Origin of the sequence: Streptomyces sp. NPDC005438, from assembly GCF_040606315.1 — a bacterium.
GTDB lineage: Bacteria > Actinomycetota > Actinomycetes > Streptomycetales > Streptomycetaceae > Streptomyces.
In genome coordinates this window covers 221,435-245,897 of record NZ_JBEXEP010000010.1, presented here as the reverse complement: position 1 = coordinate 245,897, position 24,463 = coordinate 221,435, and the positions used below count along the sequence as shown (strand labels likewise).

Annotated in this window: 23 protein-coding genes and 1 pseudogene; 11 read left to right on the top strand and 13 right to left on the bottom strand. The window is 71.9% G+C overall.

Annotated elements, in window-relative coordinates; translation table 11 throughout:
* Positions 1 to 191: 191 nt before the first annotated feature.
* Positions 192 to 2,351 (bottom strand): RNA polymerase recycling motor ATPase HelR, encoded by a 2,160-nt coding sequence (gene helR / locus ABZT14_RS21450; RefSeq protein ID WP_356305148.1) that lies wholly within the window; start codon positions 2,349 to 2,351, stop codon positions 192 to 194.
* 346 nt (positions 2,352 to 2,697) lie between these two features.
* On the opposite strand from helR, the gene ABZT14_RS21445 reads away from it, so the two are divergent.
* The 3 genes and pseudogenes from ABZT14_RS21445 (at position 2,698) to ABZT14_RS21435 (ending at position 4,827) form a co-directional block, all read left to right on the top strand.
* Positions 2,698 to 3,357 carry a LysE family translocator gene (locus ABZT14_RS21445; RefSeq protein ID WP_356305146.1) on the top strand — a complete coding sequence of 220 codons (660 nt, stop codon included), beginning with the start codon at positions 2,698 to 2,700 and terminating at the stop codon, positions 3,355 to 3,357.
* Between the two features lie 38 nt (positions 3,358 to 3,395).
* Positions 3,396 to 3,962, top strand: a pseudogene (locus tag ABZT14_RS21440) (amidase); the annotation flags it as partial.
* 82 nt (positions 3,963 to 4,044) lie between these two features.
* Positions 4,045 to 4,827 carry an amidase family protein gene (locus tag ABZT14_RS21435; RefSeq protein ID WP_356305144.1) on the top strand — a complete coding sequence of 261 codons (783 nt, stop codon included), beginning with the start codon at positions 4,045 to 4,047 and terminating at the stop codon, positions 4,825 to 4,827.
* Positions 4,828 to 4,870: 43 nt separating this feature from the next.
* Here the strand turns inward: ABZT14_RS21435 and ABZT14_RS21430 are convergent, their stop codons facing one another.
* Entirely contained in the window at positions 4,871 to 6,910 is a 2,040-nt protein-coding gene (locus ABZT14_RS21430; RefSeq protein ID WP_356305142.1) for a DUF5107 domain-containing protein, read from the bottom strand.
* Between the two features lie 296 nt (positions 6,911 to 7,206).
* On the opposite strand from ABZT14_RS21430, the gene ABZT14_RS21425 reads away from it, so the two are divergent.
* Both ABZT14_RS21425 and ABZT14_RS21420 read left to right on the top strand, forming a co-directional pair.
* Positions 7,207 to 8,022 (top strand): SAM-dependent methyltransferase, encoded by an 816-nt coding sequence (locus ABZT14_RS21425; protein WP_356305140.1) that lies wholly within the window; start codon positions 7,207 to 7,209, stop codon positions 8,020 to 8,022.
* A gap of 463 nt (positions 8,023 to 8,485) precedes the next feature.
* On the top strand, positions 8,486 to 8,824 hold the full coding sequence (locus tag ABZT14_RS21420; protein WP_356305138.1) for a hypothetical protein: 339 nt from the start codon (positions 8,486 to 8,488) through the stop codon (positions 8,822 to 8,824).
* Between the two features lie 337 nt (positions 8,825 to 9,161).
* Here the strand turns inward: ABZT14_RS21420 and ABZT14_RS21415 are convergent, their stop codons facing one another.
* Positions 9,162 to 10,064, bottom strand: coding sequence for a helix-turn-helix transcriptional regulator (locus ABZT14_RS21415; RefSeq protein ID WP_356305136.1), 903 nt, complete (start codon positions 10,062 to 10,064; stop codon positions 9,162 to 9,164).
* A gap of 99 nt (positions 10,065 to 10,163) precedes the next feature.
* On the bottom strand, positions 10,164 to 10,406 hold the full coding sequence (locus ABZT14_RS21410; protein WP_356305134.1) for a DUF397 domain-containing protein: 243 nt from the start codon (positions 10,404 to 10,406) through the stop codon (positions 10,164 to 10,166).
* Positions 10,407 to 10,888: 482 nt separating this feature from the next.
* On the opposite strand from ABZT14_RS21410, the gene ABZT14_RS21405 reads away from it, so the two are divergent.
* On the top strand, positions 10,889 to 11,110 hold the full coding sequence (locus ABZT14_RS21405; protein ID WP_356305132.1) for a hypothetical protein: 222 nt from the start codon (positions 10,889 to 10,891) through the stop codon (positions 11,108 to 11,110).
* 233 nt (positions 11,111 to 11,343) lie between these two features.
* Here ABZT14_RS21405 and ABZT14_RS21400 read toward each other — a convergent pair whose 3' ends face one another.
* The 4 genes from ABZT14_RS21400 to ABZT14_RS21385 are packed head-to-tail and all read right to left on the bottom strand — an operon-like array spanning position 11,344 to position 16,092.
* Positions 11,344 to 11,865: a DinB family protein gene (locus ABZT14_RS21400; protein WP_356305130.1), complete on the bottom strand. Its 522-nt coding sequence runs from the start codon at positions 11,863 to 11,865 to the stop codon at positions 11,344 to 11,346.
* Positions 11,862 to 13,907 (bottom strand): prolyl oligopeptidase family serine peptidase, encoded by a 2,046-nt coding sequence (locus ABZT14_RS21395; protein ID WP_356305127.1) that lies wholly within the window; start codon positions 13,905 to 13,907, stop codon positions 11,862 to 11,864. The genes ABZT14_RS21400 and ABZT14_RS21395 overlap by 4 nt, the downstream gene beginning before the upstream one ends.
* 15 nt (positions 13,908 to 13,922) lie before the next feature.
* Entirely contained in the window at positions 13,923 to 15,266 is a 1,344-nt protein-coding gene (locus tag ABZT14_RS21390; RefSeq protein ID WP_356305125.1) for a M20/M25/M40 family metallo-hydrolase, read from the bottom strand.
* A complete protein-coding gene (locus tag ABZT14_RS21385) occupies positions 15,259 to 16,092 on the bottom strand; it encodes a M55 family metallopeptidase (protein ID WP_356305123.1) in 834 nt (277 codons plus the stop codon). Before ABZT14_RS21385 ends, ABZT14_RS21390 begins: the two co-directional genes overlap by 8 nt.
* A gap of 442 nt (positions 16,093 to 16,534) precedes the next feature.
* On the opposite strand from ABZT14_RS21385, the gene ABZT14_RS21380 reads away from it, so the two are divergent.
* On the top strand, positions 16,535 to 17,101 hold the full coding sequence (locus ABZT14_RS21380; protein ID WP_356305121.1) for a hypothetical protein: 567 nt from the start codon (positions 16,535 to 16,537) through the stop codon (positions 17,099 to 17,101).
* A 98-nt stretch (positions 17,102 to 17,199) separates the two neighbouring features.
* On the opposite strand, the gene ABZT14_RS21375 is transcribed toward ABZT14_RS21380, so the two are convergent.
* The gene (locus ABZT14_RS21375) at positions 17,200 to 17,646 is read right to left on the bottom strand and encodes an SRPBCC family protein (RefSeq protein WP_356305119.1); all 447 of its coding nucleotides are present in this window, start codon (positions 17,644 to 17,646) and stop codon (positions 17,200 to 17,202) included.
* 142 nt (positions 17,647 to 17,788) lie between these two features.
* Here ABZT14_RS21375 and ABZT14_RS21370 point away from each other — a divergent pair, with 142 nt between their 5' ends.
* A complete protein-coding gene (locus tag ABZT14_RS21370) occupies positions 17,789 to 18,814 on the top strand; it encodes an Rv2578c family radical SAM protein (protein ID WP_356305117.1) in 1,026 nt (341 codons plus the stop codon).
* Between the two features lie 31 nt (positions 18,815 to 18,845).
* On the opposite strand, the gene ABZT14_RS21365 is transcribed toward ABZT14_RS21370, so the two are convergent.
* Together ABZT14_RS21365 and ABZT14_RS21360 are read right to left on the bottom strand one after the other, a co-directional pair.
* Positions 18,846 to 19,349 carry a pyridoxamine 5'-phosphate oxidase family protein gene (locus ABZT14_RS21365; protein ID WP_356305115.1) on the bottom strand — a complete coding sequence of 168 codons (504 nt, stop codon included), beginning with the start codon at positions 19,347 to 19,349 and terminating at the stop codon, positions 18,846 to 18,848.
* 283 nt (positions 19,350 to 19,632) lie between these two features.
* A complete protein-coding gene (locus tag ABZT14_RS21360; protein WP_356305113.1) occupies positions 19,633 to 20,343 on the bottom strand; it encodes a HEAT repeat domain-containing protein in 711 nt (236 codons plus the stop codon).
* Positions 20,344 to 20,612: 269 nt separating this feature from the next.
* Between ABZT14_RS21360 and ABZT14_RS21355 the strand changes: the two genes are divergently transcribed.
* Entirely contained in the window at positions 20,613 to 21,413 is an 801-nt protein-coding gene (locus ABZT14_RS21355; RefSeq protein ID WP_356305111.1) for a TetR family transcriptional regulator, read from the top strand.
* 54 nt (positions 21,414 to 21,467) lie between these two features.
* On the opposite strand, the gene ABZT14_RS21350 is transcribed toward ABZT14_RS21355, so the two are convergent.
* Positions 21,468 to 21,974, bottom strand: coding sequence for a DUF6624 domain-containing protein (locus tag ABZT14_RS21350; RefSeq protein WP_356305109.1), 507 nt, complete (start codon positions 21,972 to 21,974; stop codon positions 21,468 to 21,470).
* Between the two features lie 355 nt (positions 21,975 to 22,329).
* Here ABZT14_RS21350 and ABZT14_RS21345 point away from each other — a divergent pair, with 355 nt between their 5' ends.
* Positions 22,330 to 23,304 (top strand): CoA ester lyase, encoded by a 975-nt coding sequence (locus ABZT14_RS21345; protein WP_356305107.1) that lies wholly within the window; start codon positions 22,330 to 22,332, stop codon positions 23,302 to 23,304.
* Positions 23,305 to 23,415: 111 nt separating this feature from the next.
* Here the strand turns inward: ABZT14_RS21345 and ABZT14_RS21340 are convergent, their stop codons facing one another.
* A complete protein-coding gene (locus ABZT14_RS21340) occupies positions 23,416 to 23,622 on the bottom strand; it encodes an antitoxin (protein ID WP_356305105.1) in 207 nt (68 codons plus the stop codon).
* A gap of 195 nt (positions 23,623 to 23,817) precedes the next feature.
* Between ABZT14_RS21340 and ABZT14_RS21335 the strand changes: the two genes are divergently transcribed.
* Positions 23,818 to 24,192 (top strand): VOC family protein, encoded by a 375-nt coding sequence (locus ABZT14_RS21335; protein ID WP_356305103.1) that lies wholly within the window; start codon positions 23,818 to 23,820, stop codon positions 24,190 to 24,192.
* The last annotated feature ends 271 nt before the right edge of the window (positions 24,193 to 24,463 follow it).

Here is a 24,463-nt window from a genome sequence, read left to right as displayed (position 1 = left end):
TGCGGACCGTACGAGGTCGGGGGTGGCGACCTCGTACCGCCGGGTCGGCCCCGGGCCCGCTCCCCCTTCGGACCTCGGGGCGCCCGCCCCCGGGCCGTCGTGGTGGGAGCGGTGGGCGTGGTGCGCGCCGTTGCCCCCGGGCTCGGCACCGGGCGCGGGGCGGGAAGGGAACGGCGGCCCGGGGCTCCTGGTCAGGAGCCGTCGAGCACCACCAGGCGCCCGGTCGCCCGGGTCATCGCCACATAGCGGTCGACCGCTCCCCGCACCCCGGTGCCGAACCCCTCCGGGTCGACCAGGACGACCAGGTCGAACTCCAGCCCCTTCGACAGTTCCGGGGTCAGTGCCCTCACCCGGGGCCCGGGCCGGTAGGCCGCCCGGAAGGCGGCGTCTCCGATGACGCAGACGGTGCCCTCGGGATGCTCGGTGAGCCAGTCGTCCAGGACCGCCTCCAACTCGCCGGCCGATCCGTGCAGTACGGGGAGTCCGCCGCGACGGATGGAGGTCGGCACGTTGGCGTCCGGGAGTACCGACCGGATCACCGGTTCGGCCTCGGCCATGACCTCCTCCGGGGTCCGGTAGTTGATCCCCAGGGTGGCCACGTCGACCCGGTCGAACCCCACCCGCCCCAGCCGTTCCCGCCATGACTCGGCGAACCCGTGCCGCGCCTGCGCCCGGTCGCCGACGATGGTGAAGCTCCGGGAGGGGCAGCGCCGCAGCAGCATCCGCCACTCGGCGTCGGTGAGTTCCTGCGCCTCGTCCACCACGACGTGGGCGAACGGGCCGTCCAGGGGCTCAAGTTCGCCGTCCGGCAGCGCGCCCTCGTCGACCAGGCTGTCCTGGAGGTCCCGCCCGCGCAGCATGGTCACCGCGCCCTCGCCGTCGTCGTCGGCCCGCAGTACGTCGTCGATGACCTCGGCCATCCGCTCCCGTTCGGCGGCCACGGCCGCCTCACGCCGACGTCGACGGCGTACCGTCCCCGGGTCACCGAGCCGGTGCCGGGCGGCGTCCAGAAGGGGCAGGTCGGACAGCGTCCAGGCCTGTGCCTCGGTCCGCCGTAGCCTCGCCACCTCCTCGGGGCTGAGCCAGGGGGCGCACAGCCGCAGGTAGGCCGGTACCGTCCACAGGTCGCCGACCAGGTCCGCCGCCTCGATCAGCGGCCAGGCCCGGTGGAGGGCGGCCACCAGCTCCTCGTCGCGCCGCAACGCCCCACGGAACGCCTCGGTGGGTTCCCGGCCGCCGTCCCGGTGCGCCAGGAGGACGGCCAGCTCCTCCCAGATCTGCTCCCGCGCCTCGTTGTGCGGGGTGCCGGGTTCGACCGCCTCGAACGCCTCGGCCCAGTCGTCGGCGCTCAACCGGATGTCGGACCAGTCGGTGCTGACCGTCAGCCCCTCGGTGGGCGGTTCCTCGTAGAACCTGACGGCGGCCTCGATCGCCCGCACCATGTCCCCGGAGGCCTTCAGCCGGGCGACCTCGGGATCGGTCTCGACCGAAGCCGAGGCACCCTCGGCGACCAGGTCCCGGAGGGTGCGGGTCCGTACCCCCTCCTCGCCCAGGCTGGGCAGGACGTCGGAGACGTAGGCCAGGTAGGGCTGGTGGGGGCCGACGAACAGCACGCCCCCGCGCCGGTGCCCCAACCGGGGGTCGGAGTACAACAGGTACGCGGAACGGTGCAGGGCCACGACGGTCTTCCCGGTACCCGGGCCGCCGTCCACCACCAGGGCTCCCTTCGACCCCGCCCGGATGACGGCGTCCTGGTCGGCCTGGATGGTGGTGAGGACGTCCCGCATCCGCGTCGACCGGCTGCCGCCCAGGCTGGCGACGAAGGCGGAGTGGTCGTCGAGGGCGGCGTGGCCCTCCCGCCCCTCGTCGGTGAACACCTCGTCCCAGTAGTCGCTGATCCGGCCCCGGGTCCAGCGGTACCTGCGGCGGCTCGCCAGCCCCATGGGGTGGGCGTGGGTGGCCGCGAAGAACGGTTCGGCCGCCGGGGACCGCCAGTCCACCAGCAGTTGGCGTCCCTCGCCGTCGGTGAGGCCGAGCCGTCCCACGTACAGCGGCTCGGGGTCGTCGGCCCTGACCACGTGCCCGAGGCACAGGTCGAGCGCGTAGCGGCGCAGGGCGCCCAGTCGGCCGGTCAGCCGGTGGACCTCCGCGTCCCGTTCCATCGCCGCCCGGCCGAGGCCACCCGGTGCCCGGCGTTCGGCCTCCAGCCGGTCGGACAGTTCCGCCACCGTCCGCTCCAGGGTGTTCGCGATCTCCGCGAAGTGCCGTTCGTCAGTGGCGATCAGCTCCGGGGCGGCCTTGGCGGCCAGGCGCTCCGGCAGGGCGAAGACGCTGGTGGTCGGAGTGCTCATCGCCGCCCCCGATCCGGGGCCCCGGCCCACGGTGCGCTTCCCCTCAGCGGTACGGGGATCCCCCGCCGCCGATACCGCGATACAAACAGCGACATAGGCGTACTCACTTCGCCTACCCCCCAATTCCTGATGTTCTGGTCTCGGCTCGTGATTCTGCGCCCTCACCGGGGCCTTGCCGCAAGCCCCCCTGTGCGCTATACGTTGAACACGGCGAGGAGGTCGAGGAGTACGCTCCCTCCCGCCTCTCCCACCGGACACGCCCCGTGACCCCAGCGCGTACCGAGGCCCGGCCAGCCCCCCGGACCACCCGCTCCCCCGTCACCGGCGCACCCCCTACGGTGGGCGGATGCACACCTGGGCGCACCTCTCCGTGTTCGTGCCGGCCGCACTCGCGGTGGCCGCCTCCCCCGGGGCGAACAACCTGCTGGCCTTCCGCAACGGTCTGCGCAGCGGCCTCAGGAGCGCGGCCCTCGCCCTGTGCGGGAGGTTCCTGGCGTTCGCCCTGATGCTGGGGCTCGTCGTCGCCGGGCTCGGGGCCGTACTGCGCACCTCGCAACAGGCCTTCGAGGCGCTACGGGTACTCGGGGCCGCCTACCTGATCGGGCTCGGGCTGTGGATCGTCTGGCGGGCCCGGGCACCGCGCGGAGACTCCCGGGCCACGACCGGTACCGCCGTGGGGCGGCCCTCCTCCCCCGGGAAGCTGGCGGTCCAGGAGTTCCTGACGGCAGCCGCCAACCCCAAGGCCCTGTTGCTGTTCACCGCGTTCCTTCCACCGTTCGTCGACACGGGCTCGCAGGCCGCCCCCGCCCCGGTCCAACTGGCGGTCCTCGGCGCCGTGTACATCGCCTGTGAGGCGCTGACCGCACTGGTCTGGGCCGGCTCCGGGCGCCTGCTCGCCGCCCGTGGCCCGAGGCCGGGCACACTGCGCCGGCTCGACCAGGCGTCCGGCGGCGCCTTGGTCGCCTTCGGTGGTGGGCTGGCCGTCTCCGACCTCTCCCGACGCTGACCCCCACCCGTACGCACCCACCGACCCAAGGGACGGGCATGACCACCGACCCCACCGCGCTCCCGGCCCACCGGCAACTGGCCGCCCTGGCACGGGGCGAGATCAGCAGCCGTGAACTGACCAGGGCTCACCTGGACCGGATCAGCGCCCACCCCGAGGTCAACGCGGTGATCACGGTCGCCGTGGAACAGGCCTGGCGGGCCGCGACCCGGGCGGACGAGCGACGGGCCCGGGAGGCTGATCCACCGGCCCTGCTGGGCCTCCCCCTCACCGTCAAGGACTCCTGGGAGACGGCGGGCCTCCGCACCACCTGCGGTGCCCCCGAACTGCGCGACCACACACCGGAACGGGACGCCACCGCCGTGGCGCGCCTCCACCACGCGGGCGCGGTGCTGTTGGGCAAGACGAACTGTCCCCCGTACTGCGGCGACCTCCACACCGGCAACCCGCTGTTCGGTACGACGCCCCACCCGGCCGACCCCAGCCGTACCGCCGGCGGCTCCTCCGGTGGCCCGGCGGCGGCCGTCGCCCGTCACCTGACCCCGGTGGACCTGGGGAGCGACCTGGCCGGTTCGGCACGACTGCCGGCCCACTACTGCGGGGTGTACGCCCTCCGGCCGAGCGAGGGCACGGTCCCCACCCGGGGGCACGTCCCCCGGCCCCCGGGGGTGGCTGACCTCCTCCGACATGAGCACCGCCGCCCCACTGGCACGGTCGGCCGAGGACCTCGACCTGGTGCTGTCCGCCCTGGCGACCCCGGCTCCGGCGGAGGGAGTGGTCTGGCGGGCCCCGCTGCCCCCGCCCCGGCACGGCTCGCTGGGCGACCACCGGGTGGGCCTGTGGCTCGACGACCCCGCCTGCCCGGTGGACGCCGCCACGCGTACCGCCCTGGAAGAGCTGGCCGACCGGCTCCGTTCCGCCGGCGCCTCGGTCGACTCCCGGGCCCGACCGACCGAACTGGCCGACGCCTCCGAGGCGTTCCGGTCCCTGATGTTCGCCTCCTCCTCGGTAGCCGCTCCGCAAGAGGCCTTCGACCGCGAGGTGGCGTCGGCGGAACGGCTACCGCCCGGGGACGACCGGCCCGAGACCCTCTACCTCCGGTCCCGGACCCTGCGGCACCGCGCCTGGGGCGCGCTCCAGGAGGCCCGCGAACGGGTCCGGGAGTCCTGGCGCGCGTACTTCGCCACCCACGACGTACTCCTCACCCCCGTGTCACCGACCACCGCCCCGCCCGACCCCGGGGAGGTCCCGGTGGGTGAGCGCCACCTGCTGGTGGACGGGGTACGGCGTCCGTACTGGGACCAGACCACCTGGCTCACCCTCGCGGGGCTCGCCGGGCTGCCGGCGGTGGTCGCGCCACTGACCGTCGACGCCGGTCTGCCCCTGGGGCTCCAGATCATCGGGCCGCCCCTGGAGGACCGGACGGCGCTCCGCTTCGCCGCCCTGCTGGGTGAACTCCGGGGCGGCTGACCGCAGTTGACCGGGGCGTGGGCGCACCGCTCCCCCGGACGGCTCAGGCCGGGCGCATACGGAAGTCGTAGCGGTCCGGCAGGGGGTGTTCGGTCAGGGCCCGGGCGCGGACCTCGTCGGTAACCGGCCCGTCCCCCGCCACCAGTCGTTCGGCCACGGCCTGCCAGGTGTCGCTGATGACCTCGTCGCCCTCCCGGAGGTCGGCCACCTCGAAGCCCTCGTCGAACAGGGCGCGGGCGCCCTCGGCGTCGCCCCGGGCGAGCAGTACCCGCGCCCGCAGCAGCCGGAACCGTCCCCGCTCCCGGACGGCAGCGGGCAGCTTCTCCCAGAGTTCGCCGGCCTCCTCCGCCGCTCCGACCCGCAGCAGGGCCTCCAGAGCCTCCCGCCCCAACGCCGTCCACACCGGCTCCCATTCGGCCTGGTCCGCGTGGGATGCGCTCCGCTTCCAGGCGTCCGCGACGGCGGCGCGGTAGTGCTCGGCGCTCCGCTCGTGGTGGCCGGCCTGGAGTTCGGCCACCCCCAGGCAGCGCAGCACCGGCCAGCCGCCCTGGTCGCCCAGCGCGCGTTCCCAACTGCGTACGGCCTGGGCCCGGTCGCCGGCGTGCCACTGGGCCACCCCGAGGTGGTACTCCCACAGGGCCGGGCAGGGCGCCGGCGAGGCGGACTCCAACAGCTCCCGCCACTCGGCGGACACCAGGCTGGGACCGGGGGGCGCCCCGGGGCTGCCGGCGGGGAGCCGGCCCTCGTGCAGCAGGGTCAGCCAGGGCCGCTGGGCCTCCTGGAGCGTGTCCTCGGGGAAGGGGGTGCCGGGCAGCCGGTAGCCGCCCCGGGCCACCTCCAGGGCGCCCCAGCCGGAGCCGGTGGCCAGCCGTTCGCCGGGCTCGGAGTCGGCGACCTCGCGCCACCGGGCGTACAGCTCCTCCACCCGGGCACGGGGCAGGGCGGTCTCCAACCGCGCCTCCACCTCCTCGCGGGCCGCGCCCCAGTCCGTCCCGTGGGTCACCCGGGCGTCGGTGGTCAGCGGCCCGTACGCCTCCAGCCAGGCGAACTCCTCGCCCGCGCCCAGGGGTACGTGTTCCAGCTGGGTGCGGGCCAGCCCGGCCTGGATCTCGGCGTAACCGGGGGTGCCCTCCTCGGTCAGCCACTGCTGCCAGCGGCGTCCGCCGGGGCCCGAGCCCCAGACGAACAGCTTCCGGCCGCGCAGCAGGTCGGTGGAGGTCTGCACCAGTCCGGCGCCGTCCCGGTCCAGGGAGGTGATCCACTTCCGCGCGTCGACCGGTACCTCGTGGAAGTAGTCGGCGGGGAACTCGCTGCGCGGGGGGTAACTGCGGTCCGCGCCCTCCCACTCGGGCACCGGCACCAGGCGCAGCCGGCGGTCGTAGGAGAACAGCCAGGTCTCCTCGGCGGGGGCGACCACCCGGGTGTCGGCGCGCTCGGGCACCGCGATGTTGGACCACCAGTACACCGGCACGACCCGCTCGTGGGGGTTGCGCACCCGTACGCCCACCAGCAGGAAGTCCGACCCCTCCGGCAGCCACAGGTCGACCTGGAAGGGGGTGTCGCGCAGCCGCTCCCACTCCCACAGCCGCAGCATGGGGCCGCCGTCCGGGGCGGTGACCACGGCGGCGTGCACCGGGGCGCAGGAGAGGGTGGTGTGGCCGGTGGCGCCGATGTTCCACTCGATGCCGCCGGAGTACCAGGCGCCGTTGAGGGCGAAGTCGGCCGGCTGGAGGACGGGGTTGCGGTAGAGCAACTCGCGGTCGGTGGGCTTGTGGTGGAGCGAGAGGATCCGGCCGCCCAGGCCGGGGAGCACCTCCGCCCTCAGCCGGTCGTTCTCCAGCACCAGGGTGTCCAGCCCGGCCGGTGCGCGGTGACGGTCGTAGCCGTCCAGCACCCGGGTGGGCAGCACCGAGCGCAGCGGCTCGTACCCCACCTGCCGGGCCATGTCGGGCGGCAGGGCGGCGCGCTGTTCCTCGTCCAGGTGGTGGCTCTCGTCCAGGGGGACCAGAGCGGGCAGTGGATTCTCGGGTCCGACGGCGGTGCTGGGCAGGGTCAGGCTGCTACGTCGTACGGTCGTGGGCACGCCATCCTCACTTCCTGTGTGGGCGCCGCCGCCTGTCGGGACCCCGATGACCATGGAACACGCTCGGCGCGGGCTTGAACAGGGCCGCAGCGGTGTGGCCTTGGTCCCCCCGGTCCGGTGTCCGAGGCCCCGCCCGACCTCCGAACCGACCCTTGATGATCTTCCGGGACGATCTTCTCCGATCGTCGCAGTCTCTTTCGCTGACGCCCTTTCAACACCCTTGATCTGTGGGAGACTTCACGGGGAGTCGCTCGCTGGAGCGGAGCAGGTACGCATCACCCTGGGAGAAGGCGCGCATGGGGAACAGTGGCGAGCGGAGTCAGGTGGAAGTGGACGTCAACGTCCCCAGCGTGGCTCGGATGTACGACTACTACCTGGGCGGCAAGGACAACTACCGCGTGGACCGCGACGCGGTCCACGAACTCGACAAGCAGGTCCCCAGCACCAAGCCGCTTGCCATCAACAACCGGCGCTTCCTCCAGCGCGTGGTCGGCGTCCTGGCCCGCGAGTACGGCGTGCGGCAGTTCCTGGACCACGGCTCCGGTCTGCCCACCCAGGACAACGTCCACCAGGTCGCGCAGGCGGTCGACCCCTCCTCCCGGGTGGTCTACGTGGACAACGACCCCATCGTGCTGGCGCACGGCCGGGCCCTGCTGGAGGAGAACGGCAACACCGCGGTCATCACCGCCGACATGCGCGACACCGAGGAGATCTTCAACCACCCCGAGGTGCGGCGCCTGATAGATCTCGAACAGCCGGTGGCGGCGCTGCTGGTGTCGGTGATGCACTGCATCCCCGACGAGGACCACCCCGAGCAGATGGTGCGCCGCATCCTCGACAAGCTCCCCAGCGGCAGCTTCATGGTCCTCAACCAGTTCGTCAGCGACGACCCGCACATCCGCGAGTGGACCGCCCGCTTCATGGACGAGGCCACCCAGGGCAACTGGGGCCGGGTCCGCCAGGAGCACGAGGTGAAGCGGTACTTCGAGGGCCTGGAGATCCTGGAACCGGGTCTCTGCGAGATCACCGAGTGGCGGCCCGACGGCAGCCTGGGCCCCCAGCAACTCACCACCGAGTGGATCGAGTTCGGCGGGGTCGGCCGCAAGCCCTGAGCCGCCGCACCCCGGTGGGCGACCAGCCCGCCCCCTGATCGTGGCCGTGGCCTCACACCCCCCGAGGGGCCACGGCCACTTCCACCACCCGGCTCCTGACTCCCTCCGGGAGCCTCCCCCGGGACAGTCCCGCCCCGGCCGATGTCCCCCGGTCGGGTTCCGGTACGTCCCGCGTTCACGGGACCGCACACCCCTTGCCGGATCGGCGCCGCCCCCGATGTCCCGACGCGGCTCCGGCTCCGTGGGCGGGGCCGGGGCCACCCCGACGGGGCTCACCGTCGGGGTACGGCGGACTGTGGGGTCCGGGCGGTGGATCTCGTCGGCCACGAGGGCGCCTCCGCGACGAACAGGGAGGACGACCGGATGGAGCTGGCCAGGCGACGGGCCCTTAGGGCGCCCTGGTGGACCGCCTCACCGATGACCGCCTCTGCTGGAGTTGCTGTGCGCCGCTGACGAAGTACGGGTGCCCGGCGAACTCGGGTCGTCAGATCCCCACGAGCACGCTCCCGACGCGGTCGTGGACACCTATGTGGTCGACGGCGGCCGGCTGCTCCTCACCCTCTGGCACGGCCGACCGCACGAGGTGATCTACCAGACCCCCGGCGGAGTCCGAGGAGGCCTCCGCGCGGCGCGACGACCGGCTGTTCGCGCACTACGGACAGGGCCACGGCTGGACCGAGACCCTCGACAACGGTTTCGGCAGGACCTGTCGCCGACCGATCAGCGGCGGTACGCCCTGTGGAGCCACGCGCTGGACTTCACGGCCTTCGGCACCATGGAGTTCCCCCAGGTCAAGTGGTAGCCGCCACCGGCTTCCCGGCTCATCGAGGCCGGCCGGGCACTCCGGGGTGATACGCGGGCCGGGCCGGTTCGTTCCCGGTCGGGTGGTCGTCTCCGGCCGCCCCTTCGGGGCCGCCACTCCTTGTCCGAGAAACCACTGGCCAACAGTCGGTCCACCCGTCAGGGCTGTCCTGGCCAGTGCCCACGCGCGCGCACCGGAAGGCTCCTTCGGGAGGGGACGGCTGGCGGCCTGTCATACGAGGAGGGGCCTCGCCCCCGCGTCACGTTCCGAGGATGAGGCCCGATACGGAGCACCCGGAGCTACCCGTGGCGGCGCCCCCATGGCGCCGCCGTACCGGTCACAGCTCCTTGCGGAGCTTCTCCAGGAACTTCTTCGTCTCGCCGGGCTGGTGGGCGGTGGCGCTCAACCGGTCCATGACGACCATGTAGTTCTCCACCTCTTCCCTCTTGTCGAGGTACAGGGAGGTGGTCAACTGCTCCAGGTAGACGATGTCGGGAAGGTCGGGCTCCTGGAAGCGGAGGATGGTCACCGGGCCACCGGCCGCCGCGACACCACCGATCTCGAACGGGGCGATCTGCAGGGTGACGTTGGGCCAGTCCAGCACGCCCAGCAGGTGGTCGATCTGGTCCCGCATCACGTCCCGGCCGCCCAGCGGGCGGCGCAGGGCGCCCTCGTCGATCACCGCCCACAGCTTGGGGGCGTGGGTCTGACGGAGCAACTCCTGCCGGCGCTCGCGGAGTTCGACCCGCCGGTTGATCTCCTTGGTCTCCGCACGGGGATGCCCCAGTACGGTGCAGGCGCGGGCGTAACCGTGGGTCTGCAACAGGCCGGGGATGAACTGGACCTCGTAGGTACGGATGAGGGCGGCAGCCTCCTCCAGCCCGATCAGTTGCTCAAACCAGCTGGGAAGTACATCGCTGTACTTCTGCCACCAGCCCGGAGTGCTCGCCTCACGGGCCAGGGTCAGGATTCCCTCGCGCTGGTCCTGCTCGTGCACTCCGTAGAGGGTGAGCAGGTCGGCGATGTCACGTTCCTTGCAACCGTGACGCCCCAGTTCGATGCGGCTGATCTTGGCGTGCGAGGAGCGGATGGCCTCACCAGCGGCCTCCCTGCTGATGCGGCGCTCCTCACGGAGCCGGCGCAGCTGGGTGCCCAGGACAATGCGCAGCACGGTCGGCCCACCCCGTGGATGGGCCAGCATCCGCTGTGCTGTTGTCTCCGGTTCCAAGTGTGCTGACATCATGGCCACCCTGCTCCCCAACTGAATCGACCGCCTACCCAGTCTCGCACCTGGAGGCCAACTGGACGTAGTTGTGGGGCGTTCAACTTTAAGACAGCTTCAGCCGCGCCCCAGCAGGTCATCGAAGTCGCCGTCCTTGGCTCCCCCGATGAAGGCTTCCATCTCGGCGCGGGTGTATATCAGGGCCGGACCCGAGGGGTGACGCGAGTTGCGTACCGCGAAGCCTCCGTCCGACAGACCTGCCACCTCCACGCAGTTGCCGCTGGGGTTGCTGCGTGAACTCTTCCGCCAGCTGACATCCCGCAGTTCGCTGGCCGCAATCCCGTTGCTGATGTGCCGCATCTGAACCCTCGTTTCCTCTCTCTACGTCAACTCGCCCTGTCCGTAAGCGAGTTGACCCGTTCGGGACAGGGCGTGGTGTACCTCACCCAGAACACTGTCCCATGAGAAGTGTCCTTGCACATGTACTTACAGATGTTCTTTCAGATGTGCTTGCAGCGGCGGGGTTGTTCGCTCAGGATGGGTACCGCGACGCGCACTGCCGAGTCACCGAGTCACGAGTCACCGGAGTACCTGATGGACGCTCACTTACTGAGTCATCACCCCCCACGGGGTGTGGAGTTCCCCGAGGTCACGCGCCTGAGCGTGTGCCGGGGAGTCATGCGCCGGTCCAGACGGGACGGCTCGTTTACGGTCCGCTCCGCCCTCGGCAGACTCTCGTGTGACGTCGCCGTCCGACTCCGCCGGTGCCCCGAGGGCGTCCACCGCCCTCACCTTGGCCTCGACGATCGCGTGCGTCTCTCCCGGAAAGGTGGGTTCCACGGATGAACGCTCCTCAGGAACCACAGCTTTCCACCCTGGACGCCGACTTCGCGGCTGAGGACCTCATACCGGCACCGGAGACCTTCTGGGATCCCCTGACCCGGGTACTGCTGGTGATGGAGCTGCTCGAAGGTCCTTCCTGGCTCAGGGAGTTGGACCAGAAACTGTCCGGCTCCTCCCCCCTGCTGTCCCCGCAGGTTCGGGGCGCGACCAGCCAGGGTTGAGCCCGTATCAGACGTCCCCCGTGGAACAGCCTCCCCGGGCCACGGTGGTTGACGTCGCGGTGAGCGGTCCCCCACACAGACCGCTCCGCTACGGATGCTCGACACCTGGTTGACGGGCCGGTGTGAGCGGCGCCGGCCCGTGGACGTGGAGTTCGCCGACCCCTGGTCCGAGCTGAACTCCCGTCACCCTCGGGGTGGTGGGCGGGTCTCTGATCCCCGCCCACCACCCCGACTCACTCTCCGGCCTGTCCGTCCGTCAACTCCCGCACCACGTCGAGCTGTCCGACGTGGCGGGCGTACTCCTGGAACAGGTGGAACAGGATGGCCGACAGTGTCGGGGCGTCCTTCTCCTCGGGGAAACGCCCGCCCACCCGGGCACGTCGGTCCAGCGGCACCCCGTGGACCAGCGCCCGGGAGCGGTCGCACTCCCGTCGGAACTCCTCGACGACCTGGGCGGTGGTCATGCCCTCGGGCACCGTCCACCGCCCCCGCTCGTCCGCGTCGCCCCACGGCCGGTCCACCGGCTCGGCGAGGAAACCCCAGCGCAGCCAACGTCGCTCGACGAACCGCAGATGCCACACCAGTTCCAGCGGGCTCCACCCGGAGGGCAACAGGCTGGACCGGAGCTGCTGTTCGGTCAGCCCCTCGATCTTCCGCAGCAGGGTGGAGCGGAAGAAGTCGAGATACCTCGGAAGCAACTCCTCGGGGGTGCTGCGTTCCGCGCCGGGCTCGGGCAGCTCCGGTGCCTCGCTCATGGCCGCAGGGTCAGGGTGGGCAGGTCGTCCCGCTCCAGGCCGAAGGTCTGGAGATACAGGGAGAGTTCAGCCTGCACCGCCTCGATGATGCTGTCCGCGCGCCGGAACCCGTGGCCCTCGCCCTCGAAGGTGACGTAGGCGTGGTCGATGCCCTTGCCGCGCATCCGCTCCAGGAAGCGCTCGCACTGGATGGGTGGACAGATCACGTCATCCAGTCCCTGGAGCAGCAGGAAGGGCACCCGCACCCGGTCGGCCCCGGAGATCGGTGACCGCTCCCGGTACCGCTCGGGGTGGAGCTTCAGCGGGCCGACCATCGACTCCAGGTACTGGGACTCGAAGTCGTGCGTCTCGGTGGTGGCCCACCCCGTGAGGTCCAGGATCGGGTAGGTGATCGTCCCGCAGGCGTACAGCCCCTCGGCGAGGGGTGAGGTGATCGAGGCGGCGGAGGTCCAGCCACCGGCGCTGCCGCCCCGGATGGCCAGCCGTGCCGGGTCGGCGGTGCCCTCGTCGGCCAGGGCACGAGCCACCGCCGCGCAGTCCTCGACGTCCACCACGCCCCACTGCTGGCGCAGCCGGTTGCGGTAGGCACGGCCGTAACCGGTGGAACCGCCGTAGTTGACCTCCGCGACTCCGATGCCCCGGGTGGTGAAGTAGGCGATCTCCAGGTCGAGGACCATGGGCGACCGACTGGTGGGGCCTCCGTGCACCCAGATCACGTACGGGGGGAGTTCGCCCTCCATCCCGGCCTGTTCCGGGTGGTGGGGCGGATAGACCTGGGCGTACACCTCACGGCCGTCGGGGCCGGTGAAGGTGCGGTACTCCGGGCTGGGGTAGTACGCCGGGTCCACCAGGTCCTCGTGGGGACAGGCGATCACGGAGCTGTGCCCAGTGGCGGTGTCCAACTGCACGATCTCGAAGGACGTGCGGCCACTGGCGGCGATGCCGGCCACCCGGTCGCCGGTGACCGCGAGGGAGGCCGCCCACTCGGTCCAGGGGCCGGTCGCGTCCACGATGTCCCCCGTGGCGGGGTCGAGTACGCCGAGGCGGAGGGGACCCCGACCGTGGAGCACCGCGATCAGGCCGCTGGGCAGGGGGTGGAACCACCGCTGCCCGAGCTTCCACTGCGGGCCGCCGAACTCCTCCTGGCGCGGGCAGAGTTCCCGTTGCTCGCCGGTGTCGACGTCGACCTCACGCAGGTTCCACCAGCCACTGGTGTCGACCGAGCACAGCAGGCGCCCCTCGGCCGACCAGTCGACCTGGGCGACCGACTCGCCCTCCACCTCCTGGTCGGGGTCGTCGCCGGTGCCGGCGAGAACGCCCTGACTGCCCGCCACCGTGCGGGGGTTCTTCAACTCCCCCTGTGGGCCGACCTCGGCCACCCGGGCCAGGGTGCCGTCCCAGGGCATCTGCGGGTGGTCCCAGGCGATCCAGGCCACCCGGTCACCCTCCGGGGAGAGTTTGGGGCCGGTGACGAAACGGTGCGCGTCGTCGGTCAGTTCACGGATCGCCCCACGGTCCTCGGCCGCCGATCCGTCCAGGGGTACGGCGGCCAGCACACGGCGCACCTCGGTCGGGCCGGGGCCGACGAACTCCTCCAGCACGCACCACACCTCGCCCCTGTCGGGCAGCACGGTGGCGTCGCACCAGCGCAGACCGCCCTCGACCACGGTGGACAGGGGGGTGAGGGGACGGGGGGAGGCGTCACCGGAGTCCGGCTCCAGGGCGTAGAGCCGCTGGTCCAGGAAGTGGGTGAAGACGATCAGCGGTCCGCCGGTGGACCGGGTCGCGCCGGCCCAGGGACGGCCGCCGTACTCGATGACCCGGTTGCGGACGTTCCACGGGGCGGGAAGCACCGAGCGGGCCTCGCCGTCCTCGCCCATCCGCATCAGGGCGCGGCGTCCGCTCTCGGTCGGCCTCGGCTCGGTCCACCACAACTCCTCGCCCACCGCGCCCAGATACTCGGGGCTGCCGTCATGGCGAGCGACCAGTTCGGCGTCGATCGGTGAGTTCCAGGTGCCGTACGGGGTGGGAGTGGTCACCATCTGACAGTTCTTCTCCTAAAGAGCCAACATGGCACGGTCGAGTACGCGCACTCCGAAATGGAGCGCGTCCACGGGAACACGTTCGTCCACGCCGTGGAACATGGCCTGGTAGTCGTAGCCCTCCGGCAGGCGCAGGGGCGAGAAGCCGTACCCCTCGATTCCCAGCCGGTTGAACTGCTTGGCGTCGGTGCCCCCGGACATGCAGTAGGGCACCACGTGGGCCTCGGGGTCGAAGTGGTGGAGGGAGTCCCGGAGCACCGCGAAGGTCGGGGTGTCGACCGACGCCTGGAGCGGGACCTCCCGGTGCTGGAACTCCCACTCCACGTCGGGCCCGGTGAGCCGGTCGAGGGTGTCCAGGAACTCCTGCTCGCCGCCGGGCACCATCCGGCCGTCCACATGGCCGACGGCGCTTCCGGGGATGACGTTCACCTTGTAACCGGCGTCCAGCATCGTGGGGTTGGCGCTGTTGCGCACGGTGGGCTCCACCAGGGAGGCGGCCCTGCCCAGCTTGTCCAGCAGGAGGTCCACCTCGTGCGCCAGCTCGGCCTGGTCCTCTGACTCCAGGTCAGGGCGGTCCAGGCCGTAGAGCGCGGCCAGCTCGCGAAGGGCGGCGCGCACCACCGGGGTGAGGCGCACCGGCCACTCGTGCTGGTCGATCCGGTGCACGGCGGCGGCCAGCCTGCTGACCGCGTTCTCCCGGTTGACCTTGGAGCCGTGCCCGGCACGGCCGTGTGCGGTCAACTTCAGCCAGCCGGTGCCGCGTTCACCGGCGGCGACCGGGTAGAGCCGCCGTCCGTCGCCGGTGTGGAAGGTGAAGGCACCGGACTCGCTGAGCCCTTCGGTGCACCCCTCGAAGAACTCCGCGTGCCGCTCGGTGAGGAAGCCCGACCCCCACTCGGCGCTGTCCTCCTCGTCGGCGGTGTAGGCCAGCACCACGTCTCGGCGGGGGCGCACTCCCGACCGGGCCCAGGCGCGGACCACGGACAGCATCATCGCGTCCATGTTCTTCATGTCGATGGCGCCGCGTCCCCACACCACCCCGTCCCGGATCTCGCCGGAGAAGGGGTGCACGCTCCACTCCCCCGGGTCGGCCGGCACCACGTCCAGGTGGCCGTGCACCAGGAGGGCGTCGGCGGAGGGGTCGGTGCCGGGGATACGGGCCACCACGTTGGTGCGGCCGGGGTCGCGTTCCAGCAGGGTGGGCTCGATGCCGACCTCGGCCAGTCGCTCGGCGACGTACTCCGCGGCGGGGCGTTCGTTGCCCTCGCCACCGCCCGGGTTGGTGGTGTCGATCTGGATCAGCTCGGAGGTGTAGCGCACCACCTCGTCGAGCACCTGCTGGTCGATGTGGTCAGCCATACTGCTCCTCCACGGCGGACGAGACCAGGGTGGTCACGGCCTTGAAGGTGCGGATCCCCTCGTACATCCCGAGCGAGGTGTAGGAGATGCGGCGGGGGCCGCTCTGCTCCACCCCGGGCACCACGGTGGCCGCTCCGGCCAGGTGCTCGGCGTCGAACTCCACCTCGATGGTGCGGGAGACCGGTGGGGCGGGCTCGTGCCGGCCGGCCAGGGCCACCGCCTCCTTGGCGCGCGCACGGATGTCGGCGGCCGTGCGCTCGGGGGTGCGGCAGATGGCGGCGTACCGCGAGACGTAGTCCTTCACGGCGGAGGTGCGTGCCTCGGGGGCGTATCCCTTGGCGTCCTCACAGGCGCGGTCGTCCCCGGTGACCAGCACCACGGGGACGCCGTACTCCGCGACCACCAGGGAGTTGAGGTATCCCTCGCTGGCGGGTGTGCCGTCGACCCAGACACCGGTGATGGAGTTGGCCAGGAAGGTGTGGGCGAGGACGCCCTCGGTGCCCGCTCCCGTGTGGTACCCGACGAAGGCGATGCCGTCGACGTCCTCGTGCTGGACGCCCTCCACCATGCTGAGCGACTTGTGTCGGCCGGTGAGCATCTGGGCGCGGTGGTCCAGGCGCTCCAGAAGGAGGTTGCGCATGGTCCAGTGCGCCTCGTTGATGAGGACCTCGTCGGCGCCGCCGTCGAAGAAGCCGGCGACCGCCGCGTTGACATCGGAGGTGAACATCGGGCGGCAACGCTCCCACTGGGGGCCGCCGGGCAGTACGTCTGCGGGCCAGGTGACACCGGTGGCGCCTTCCATGTCCGCGGAGATCAAGAGCTTCATGTGTCGTCACGTTACGCGGTTGACCATGGTGGCGACACCCCTGTGGATAACTCTCCCCTCCCGAACGGTCGTTGCCGCCCCCTGAGCGACGCGCACACCGCCTGATCTGCCCTTTCCATGGACGTCGAAGGGGTGGGCGAAGTGCCAGAGGTCTCGTCCGATGGCACCGCCCCGACGGGTGGCCGCCCCGCGTGACGGCCGTGACCGACACACCGGGTGACCGCGCGGACGGTGGGGTTACCCCCACCCGAGGAGCCCAGCCCGCCCCCTCGCGCCCGGACGGCTCGCGGCGGAGGCTGGGAACCGGACGCCGGGCTCACGGCGCGGGCCCTCCCCCGGGCCGGGCCCGGGGCGACGGCCGGCCACGAGGGCGGGCGTGAACGAGAGCCACCGGGAACCCACCGGAACCCCACCGGGAACACAGCCGAGAGACGGGACCGCCATGACCGAGCCACCGCCCACCCTCTCCACGGCTACCCCGGCCCCTCGGGCCCAACCGGGCCTCTGGCGCGGGCTGTCGGGTCGGGTCGCGCGCTTGTTGCGCTGGGGCCTGACCGCCCTACCGCTGACCGTGGCCAGTGTGGTGGCGGCGCTCCTCGGTCGGCCGGACCGGGGAGCCGAGGCCCAGCGCCGGTTGGCCCGGCGGAACCTGCCGCCCGGTGTGGAGCCGCCGACCCCGTCGGGGACGCCGACCAGCGCGGGGCCGGTGGTCAGGCTGGGGTCGCTGATGCTGGTGCCGGCCCTGGTGGCGTTCTTCGTGGCCGTGGTCATCCTGATGACCTGCTACTCCGGCTACCTCTACTTCGCCCGCCCGGACACCGTCGGCGCGCTGGGGCACCCGTTCACCGCCGACAGCCTCCTGGACAACGCCTGGGGCGGCCCGACGCTGGTGGGCGCCTGGCTGACGCACTCCCTGGTCGCCCTCGGCCTCCACCTGGTCGGGCTGGTGGTACTGGGCGTTCTGGGGCTGGCGCACCGGCGTACCACGTACCGGATGCTGGGCGGCTGACCCCCGGCGCCCCCGACCGTCGCGGGAACGGGCGGTGCCCCGTACGCCCTCGGGAAGGGCCGTACGGGGCACCGCCGTTGGGGATCGCTGACCGGCACTCAGCCGGCGACCTCGGAGGCGAGCCGGTCGAGAACGCCGGCGTAGATGCGGGCGAGGCCCTTGGGGGCGAAGGTCTTCTCGAAGAAGCCCCCGATGCCGCCGGCACCGTTCCAGACGGTGGTGACGGTGACCCGGGCGTGGCCCTCGGCGGACCCGGGGGCGACCTGCCAGGTGGTGACCATGCTGGAGTTGCGGTCCGTCTCCACCAGCCGCCGGTCGCCGGGCTCGGTCACGTCCAGCAGGCAGTCGCGCACCCGCTTGCTGGTGGCCTGGAGCTTCCAGTGCACGACGGTGCCGGCGCCCTTGCCACCCTCGCGCACCTCGTACTCGCTGAACTGCTCGGGGAGCAGCTTCTGCCGGGTGGAGTGGTAGTCGGCGAGCGCCTGGAACACCGCGTCCGGGCTGGCGGCGACCTCTCGTTCGCTGACCGACTCGACCTGTGCCATGGCGTCCTCCTGTTGAACCGCTGCTGTTCCGCGATGAGTTGGGGCCGCCAGCCAACCACCCCGATCCACCGCGCCCAAATCGGCTTGACGCCCGGAGGGGAACAGGTGTTCTATTCTGGGTACGAGAGCGAGAGGAGGGCCCATGCGCTGGGACAACTTGAACGGTGAGGCGCCCACCAACGACCAGGCCCTCTTCGACGGCGCGGCCGTCAGCCGGACCTTCGACACCCCCGAGTTCCGGGGGATCACCTTTCACGAGGTGCGGGCACGTTCGATAGTGAACCGCGTGCCGGGCGCCTCCCGGATGCCGTTCGAGTGGACCGTCAACCCCTATCGCGGCTGCTCGCACGCCTGTGTGTACTGCTTCGCGAGGAACACCCACCGCTATCTCGACCTGGACACCGGGGTCGACTTCGACTCGCAGATCGTGGTGAAGGTCAACGCGCCCCAACTGCTGCGCAAGGAGCTGGGATCACCCCGCTGGTGCGGCGACCACATCGCCATGGGCACCAACGTCGACTGCTACCAGCGGGCGGAGGGGCGGTACGCCCTGATGCCCGGCATCCTGACCGCGCTGCGGGACTACGCGAACCCGTTCTCCATCCTCACCAAGGGCACCCTCATCCTCCGCGACCTGGCGCTGCTGCGGTCGGCGGCGGCCATCTGCGAGGTGGGCGTCTCGGTGTCCGTCGGGTTCGTGGACACCGACCTGTGGCGCACCGTGGAGCCGGGCACCCCCGCCCCCGAGCGACGGCTGGACGTGGTGCGCGCGTTGACCGACGAGGGCGTCCCCTGCGGGGTGCTGATGGCGCCGGTGATCCCCTTCCTCGGGGACTCCCCCGCGCAGCTGCGCACCACGGTGCGGGCCATCGCCGCCGCCGGGGCGGTGTCGGTCACGCCCCTCACCCTGCACCTGCGGCCGGGGGCCCGGGAGTGGTTCATGCGCTGGCTGGGGCAGCACCATCCGGGCCTGGTGCGGCACTACGAGGCGCTGTACGCGGAGGGGGCCTACGCCCCGACCTGGTACCAACGGCGGATCACCCGGCAGGTGCACGAGCTGGCCGCGGAGTACGGGATAGGCCCCAGCTCCCCCGGCCACCACCGCCGGGTCCCCACCCGGTGCGCGGAGGAGACCCCCGAGCAGGGCACCCAACTCACCCTGCTGTGAGGGGCGTTCACGCCTCCCGACGCCCCCTGGCTCAGGGGTCCTCGCGTACGGGTGTGTCGTCGTTGCCCCGCCGTAGGGTGCGCAGCCCCGCCTCGGGGCGCCAGGTGCGGATCACCATGTCGGGCACCTCGATGGTCACCCTCACCACCTCGGTGACGTCGGCCTTGAACAGCGCGAAGACCTCCGGGACCTCCTCGCCGGCCTGGCGGGCGTACCAACGGAACTCACTGTCGGTGGCCGGCACCGCCCGGCCCGAGACGCGGACGTCCCCACCGTCCATGTCGGAGCTGGCACCCGGGTTGGCGTGCAGGGCGAAGCGGGGGTCCCGCAGCAGGTCGGCCGCCTTGCGGGAGCCGGGCATCATGCCCAGCCAGAGGTCCCCCTCCCGGAAGTCCACCTCAAGGCCGCTGAGCCGGGGCGCGCCGTCGGCCCGCAGGGTGCCCAGCACATGGTGGTTGAACCGACCGAAACGCTGCTCCACGAGCTGGGCCAGGGTGGGTTCGGCGGCGACGAAGTCCGCCCAGGAGGTGGTCATGACGCCATGCTGACAGCCGCCTCCCCGCGACGGGGGGCGATGCCTCTCTCACGTCATCCCCTTGGCGCTTCCCCGCCACCGGGGTTTTCCCGGCGCGTGGCCTGTGTGGGCCGATGGTTGGGGCGCGCGAGCACGACAGGGCGACGAGCAGTCGGGGCGAGGTGGCACCGAACCGGTCCCGTGCGGCCGGGCGGCTCCTGCCGAGGGCCAGCTCTCCCCCCGAGAGCCGGTTCCGCCCTCCCGAGGCGCCGACGCGGGCGCCCGCTGGGCGGTGACCAGCGGTTCAGGCCGAGTTGGAGGTGGGCGGGGTCAGGCTTCCGGGAGCCGGCCGGGACGAGGAACGCGACTGGATACGGGCCCGGGCCTCCGCCGCCGCGTCCGCCAGCCGCTCCAGTCGGCCGGCCTCCTCCAGCACCGGCAAGGCCTGGCGGTCCCCCAGTTCGGCCAGCCCCTCCACACAGGTCAGCGCGACCCGGTGGTGGGGGTGCGGCCCGGACACCAGTCGCCGCAGCACCCGGACGAGAGTGGGCACCGACTCGGGGGCGCGCAGGGCGACCAGCAGCCTGAGGGGGTGGGTGGCGTAGGCGGTGCGCAGTTCGTTGGTGGCCAGGGCGACGGCGGCCTTGGCGGTGCGTGGGTCCCGCAGCCGTAACAGGGCCTCTGCGGCGGTGGCCCCCCGGGCCGGGTCGCGGTAGTTCAGCAGGAACACCAGCGTCTCGAACGCACGGCGGTCTCCGGCGCTGCCCAGGGCGAAGGCGGCGATCTCGCGCTCCCACAGGGGCAGATGGAGCTGCACCAGGGTCTTGGCCAGCAGGTCCCGGGAGGCCTCGTCGTCCTCCCGCACCCAGTGGAGCAGACGCTGGTACTCGCCCGTGGACGCTCCGGTCCGGGCGATCTCGGCACGTACGCGAGCGGTGAGCGCAATGAACTCCGCGTCCTGGTCCAGTCGGTGCATCGTCCTCCCCTCGCAGTTACCGAAGTCGCTGTGATCCATTCAATCCCACAACCCCTCCACCCGTCACGGCTGGTAGCCGGACAAACACAGGCACGGACCGCGCATCGGCGCACCCTCGGGGCACACACGTTCGCCCCGCCGGAGGGTGTCCGGCCCGCTGTCCACGGGAACCCCGACCGGGCCCGCCCACCCGAAGCGGGCACCGAACTCCGGGCGCCCGGGCCGCCACCCCGGGGCCGGCCGGTTCCGGGCGGAGGGCGAGGTGGAGCGACGTACTCCCAGGGCGCGAGCCAGGTAACGTTCACCACATGAGCGAGTCCGTCAAGACCACCCGCACCAGCGCCGCGTCCGTCCAACGGCTGAAGTTGCGGCGGGAGTTGGCGGCAGCCGCCATGGAACTGTTCGCGACCAAGGGCTACGAGGCGACCACCGTCGACGAGATCGCGGCCCGCGCCGGCGTGGCCCGACGTACGTTCTTCCGCCACTTCCGGTCCAAGGAAGAGGCGATCTTCCCCGACCACGACGACACCCTGGTGCGGGCCAAGGCGGTGCTGGACGCGGCTCCCGCTCACGAACACCCGCTGGACACCGTGTGCCGGGGCATCAAGGAGGTCATGCGGATGTACGCGGCCTCCCCCGCCGGCAGTGTGGAGCGGTACAAGCTCACCCGCGAGGTGCCGGCGCTCCGGGAACGGGAGATCGCCTCGGTGGCCCGCTACGAGCGCCTCTTCACCCGCTACCTGCTGGGCCACTTCGACGAGACCGCCCACCACGACGGGACCAGCGACTTCGACGAGCCCCTGATGGCCGAGGTGGCCGCCTCCGCCGTGGTGACCGCCCACAACCACGTGCTGCGGCGGTGGCTGAGAGCGGGCGCCAAGGGCGATGTGGAGGCCCAGTTGGATCACGCCTTCGCGATCGTACGGCGCACCTTCGGCACCGGCTTCGCGGCCGGCCACCCCTCGGGGCTGGGCGTGGCCCGCCCCGTCGAGTCCACCGACCGTGGCGAGGTCCTGGTCACGGTCGCCCGTACGGACGCCCCGCTGGGGGAGATCATGCGCTCCATCCAGGAGACCCTGAACCGACGCGGGGAGCACGCGGAGCGCTGAGAGGCCGCGCGCGGACCCCGGTCGGGGCTGCCGGACACCGGTGGGCAGGGCGCGTCAGGACGGGGCGAACCGGGCGGTGTACTCGTCGAACGGTTCGATACCGACCTCCGCACGCAGCGCGTCCACACGCTCGGACTCCTGGCAGGGCCAGGGAACCGGCGCCCCGTCCCGGACCCCGGCGATCTGGGTGCCGTAGATCTGCTCCCGACCCTCGTTGACCCGCGTACGGTCCCGCAGGAAGGCCAGCTCGCGGGCCGGGGCCGAGCCCTCTGACACCGCCTGTTCCATCAACCGCACGGCCTGCCGTTGTACGTCGAGTTGCCGGTCGGCGTGCTGGGCGATCAGCCATGCCGCACGGGCCGCCTCCGGGCCGACCAGGTCCCGGGTGGGCCAGCCGTACTCCGCCATGATCTCGCCCAGTCGGTCACCGTGCCGTGCGGTCAGCCTCCGCCACGCCAGCCGCTCGGCGGGGTCGTCGCTGTTCGCCTGGGCGGCGGACCGGTGGTCCGCCCGCGCCATGTCCGTGAGTTCCACGGCCAGCCTGGAGAGGTCGTACGTCACTTCAACTCCCTGGTCACGTCGGTGGGTTGCGCTCGTCAGGGGAACCCTAGAGGGCATACCGGCCATAAGGATCATTCCGCGGAACGGTGACGGGGACCCCCGCGCCCGGCGACAATGGAGGAGTCCCAAGGCGCCGTTCCCGGAAGTGCACTGGAACCGACGGCCCTCAGGTCCCCGACCTCGACCGCGCACCGGGCCCCTCTCCGTACGCGAGCCACCACGCGCCCCACGGGCTGGATCGAGCGGAGGGCCACCCCGACGGAGCGGAGATCATCGGCCGCTATCGTCGCCGTATCGTCAACGAGGCCCCGGTCCACCCGCGTCCATCCGGCAGTTCGCCCCTGGAGGTTCCCCCATGTCCGCGTTCACGGACGGCCCCGCCCGGCTCCGTCCCCGCCGCTCGTGCCTGGCCGTCCCCGGTAGCAACCCCCGCTTCCTGGAGAAGGCCCAGGGGCTCCCGGCGGACCAGGTGTTCCTCGACCTGGAGGACGCCTGCGCGCCGCTGGCGAAGGAGGGCGCCCGGCACAACATCGTGGACGCGCTCAACACCGGGGACTGGTCCGGCAAGACCCGCGTGGTCCGGGTCAACGACTGGACCACGCACTGGACCTACCGCGACGTGATCACCGTGGTGGAGGGCGCCGGGGCCAACCTGGACTGCGTGATGCTGCCCAAGGTGCAGGACGCCGGGCAGATCCACACCCTGGACACCCTGCTCACCCAGATCGAGAAGTCCATGGGCTACGAGGTCGGACGCATCGGTATCGAGGCCCAGATCGAGAACGCCCGTGGCCTGGTCAACGTGGACGCCATCGCCGGCGCCTCACCCCGGATGGAGACCGTCGTCTTCGGTCCCGCCGACTTCATGGCCTCCCTCAACATGAGGTCGCTGGTGGTCGGCGAACAGCCGCCGGGCTACCCGGCCGACGCCTACCACTACATCCTGATGCGGATCCTGATGGCCGCCCGCACCCACGACATCCAGGCCGTCGACGGCCCGTACCTCCAGGTCAGGAACGTGGAGGGGTTCCGCGAGGTGGCCCGACGTGCCGCCGCCCTGGGCTTCGACGGCAAGTGGGTGCTGCACCCGGACCAGGTGGAGGCGTCCAACGAGATCTTCTCGCCCTTCCAGGAGGACTACGACCACGCCGAGTTGATCCTCGACGCCTACGCCTACTTCACCTCCGAGCAGGGCGGAGGCAAGGGTTCGGCCATGCTGGGTGACGAGATGATCGACGAGGCCAGCCGGAAGATGGCCCTGGTCATCGCGGGCAAGGGGCGGGCCGCCGGGATGCGGCGCACCAGCGCGTTCGAGCCACCGCAGACCTGAGGGCCGGCCGTTGCCGGGGCGGGTGCTCCCCACCCCGGCACGTACACCTGGTGACAACGGGCCCACGACTCGACCCCACGGGGACGGCGCGGCCCGGGGCCGACCGGACGCTCAGCCCTTGGTGTCGTTCTTGTCGCCCAGCTTCTCCACGTACTCCTGGGCCTTGTCGACACCGGTCTCGATCTTGTCGCTGTACTTGTGTCCGGTCTTGTCGTCGACGAGGTCTCCGACCTTCTCCAGCCCGTCGGAGATCTTGTCACCGTGGGTCTCGGCGAGGTCCTCGGCCTTGTCCTTGAGGTTCTTCAGGCTGTCGAACACGGGGCTTCTTCTCCTTCACTGAACCACCTGGTGGAGAGCATGATCCCACGACAGAAGCGGCGACCGGGACAACCCGGCACCGGTGGAGGTGGGGCACCAGACGGTGTGCCACCGGGCATGGGCACCCCGACGGTGGGTACCACCCGTCCCGTACGGCGGACGCCGTGCGAGGCCGAAAAGTGAGAGGCGTCGGAAGTGATTCGAAGGTTGCAGGCGATCGCGCTGGACTGTGCCGATCCCGTACTCCTCGCCCGGTTCTACGCGGACCTGCTCGGAGGCCACGTGGTGCCGGACCCCGAGGACCCCGACTGGGTCGAGGTGCACGGGTTCGAGGGGACCCCGCTGGCCTGCCAACGGGTGGACGGCTACCGGCCTCCCGAGTGGCCCGGCCAGGAGAACCCCCAGCAGCTGCACCTCGACTTCGACGTGGACGACCTCGAAGGAGAGGAACGGCGGGCCCTGGACCTCGGCGCGACCCTGCTGGAGCGGACGGACCAGGTCCACGCGGAGGCCAACTGGCGCGTCTACGCGGACCCGGCCGGTCACCCGTTCTGCCTCTGCCTGCACTGAGCCCGCCTGAGGGGCCCGTTCCGGGGTGCTCTGGCGGGCACCCCGGCCGGCAGCCGTACGACCAGTCCTGGGGCGTTACAGGCGCCGAACCGCCCCCGCCGGGGCGGAAGTTGGGTGCCCCACCCCGCCCGACGCCCTCCTGCGCACCTCCCCGAGGTGAGGGAACGGCCCCTGGCGGACGGAAGATTCGATGGGCGGGTGAGCTGGCGAAACAGCCGGCCCGTGGCGTGAGGCGCGGTTTCCCGTCCCGCACGGTTCCTCCATCTCCGCC

Bases quoted from the DNA above. Each gene is read 5' to 3' on its own strand.
- helR (WP_356305148.1), bottom strand. From the start codon at position 2,351: ATGAGCACTCCGACCACCAGCGTCTTCGCCCTGCCGGAGCGCCTGGCC.
- ABZT14_RS21445 (WP_356305146.1), top strand. From the start codon at position 2,698: ATGCACACCTGGGCGCACCTCTCCGTGTTCGTGCCGGCCGCACTCGCG.
- ABZT14_RS21435 (WP_356305144.1), top strand. From the start codon at position 4,045: ATGAGCACCGCCGCCCCACTGGCACGGTCGGCCGAGGACCTCGACCTG.
- ABZT14_RS21425 (WP_356305140.1), top strand. From the start codon at position 7,207: ATGGGGAACAGTGGCGAGCGGAGTCAGGTGGAAGTGGACGTCAACGTC.
- ABZT14_RS21415 (WP_356305136.1), bottom strand. From the start codon at position 10,064: ATGTCAGCACACTTGGAACCGGAGACAACAGCACAGCGGATGCTGGCC.
- ABZT14_RS21410 (WP_356305134.1), bottom strand. From the start codon at position 10,406: ATGCGGCACATCAGCAACGGGATTGCGGCCAGCGAACTGCGGGATGTC.
- ABZT14_RS21405 (WP_356305132.1), top strand. From the start codon at position 10,889: ATGAACGCTCCTCAGGAACCACAGCTTTCCACCCTGGACGCCGACTTC.
- ABZT14_RS21400 (WP_356305130.1), bottom strand. From the start codon at position 11,865: ATGAGCGAGGCACCGGAGCTGCCCGAGCCCGGCGCGGAACGCAGCACC.
- ABZT14_RS21395 (WP_356305127.1), bottom strand. From the start codon at position 13,907: ATGGTGACCACTCCCACCCCGTACGGCACCTGGAACTCACCGATCGAC.
- ABZT14_RS21390 (WP_356305125.1), bottom strand. From the start codon at position 15,266: ATGGCTGACCACATCGACCAGCAGGTGCTCGACGAGGTGGTGCGCTAC.
- ABZT14_RS21385 (WP_356305123.1), bottom strand. From the start codon at position 16,092: ATGAAGCTCTTGATCTCCGCGGACATGGAAGGCGCCACCGGTGTCACC.
- ABZT14_RS21380 (WP_356305121.1), top strand. From the start codon at position 16,535: ATGACCGAGCCACCGCCCACCCTCTCCACGGCTACCCCGGCCCCTCGG.
- ABZT14_RS21375 (WP_356305119.1), bottom strand. From the start codon at position 17,646: ATGGCACAGGTCGAGTCGGTCAGCGAACGAGAGGTCGCCGCCAGCCCG.
- ABZT14_RS21370 (WP_356305117.1), top strand. From the start codon at position 17,789: ATGCGCTGGGACAACTTGAACGGTGAGGCGCCCACCAACGACCAGGCC.
- ABZT14_RS21365 (WP_356305115.1), bottom strand. From the start codon at position 19,349: ATGACCACCTCCTGGGCGGACTTCGTCGCCGCCGAACCCACCCTGGCC.
- ABZT14_RS21360 (WP_356305113.1), bottom strand. From the start codon at position 20,343: ATGGATCACAGCGACTTCGGTAACTGCGAGGGGAGGACGATGCACCGA.
- ABZT14_RS21355 (WP_356305111.1), top strand. From the start codon at position 20,613: ATGAGCGAGTCCGTCAAGACCACCCGCACCAGCGCCGCGTCCGTCCAA.
- ABZT14_RS21345 (WP_356305107.1), top strand. From the start codon at position 22,330: ATGTCCGCGTTCACGGACGGCCCCGCCCGGCTCCGTCCCCGCCGCTCG.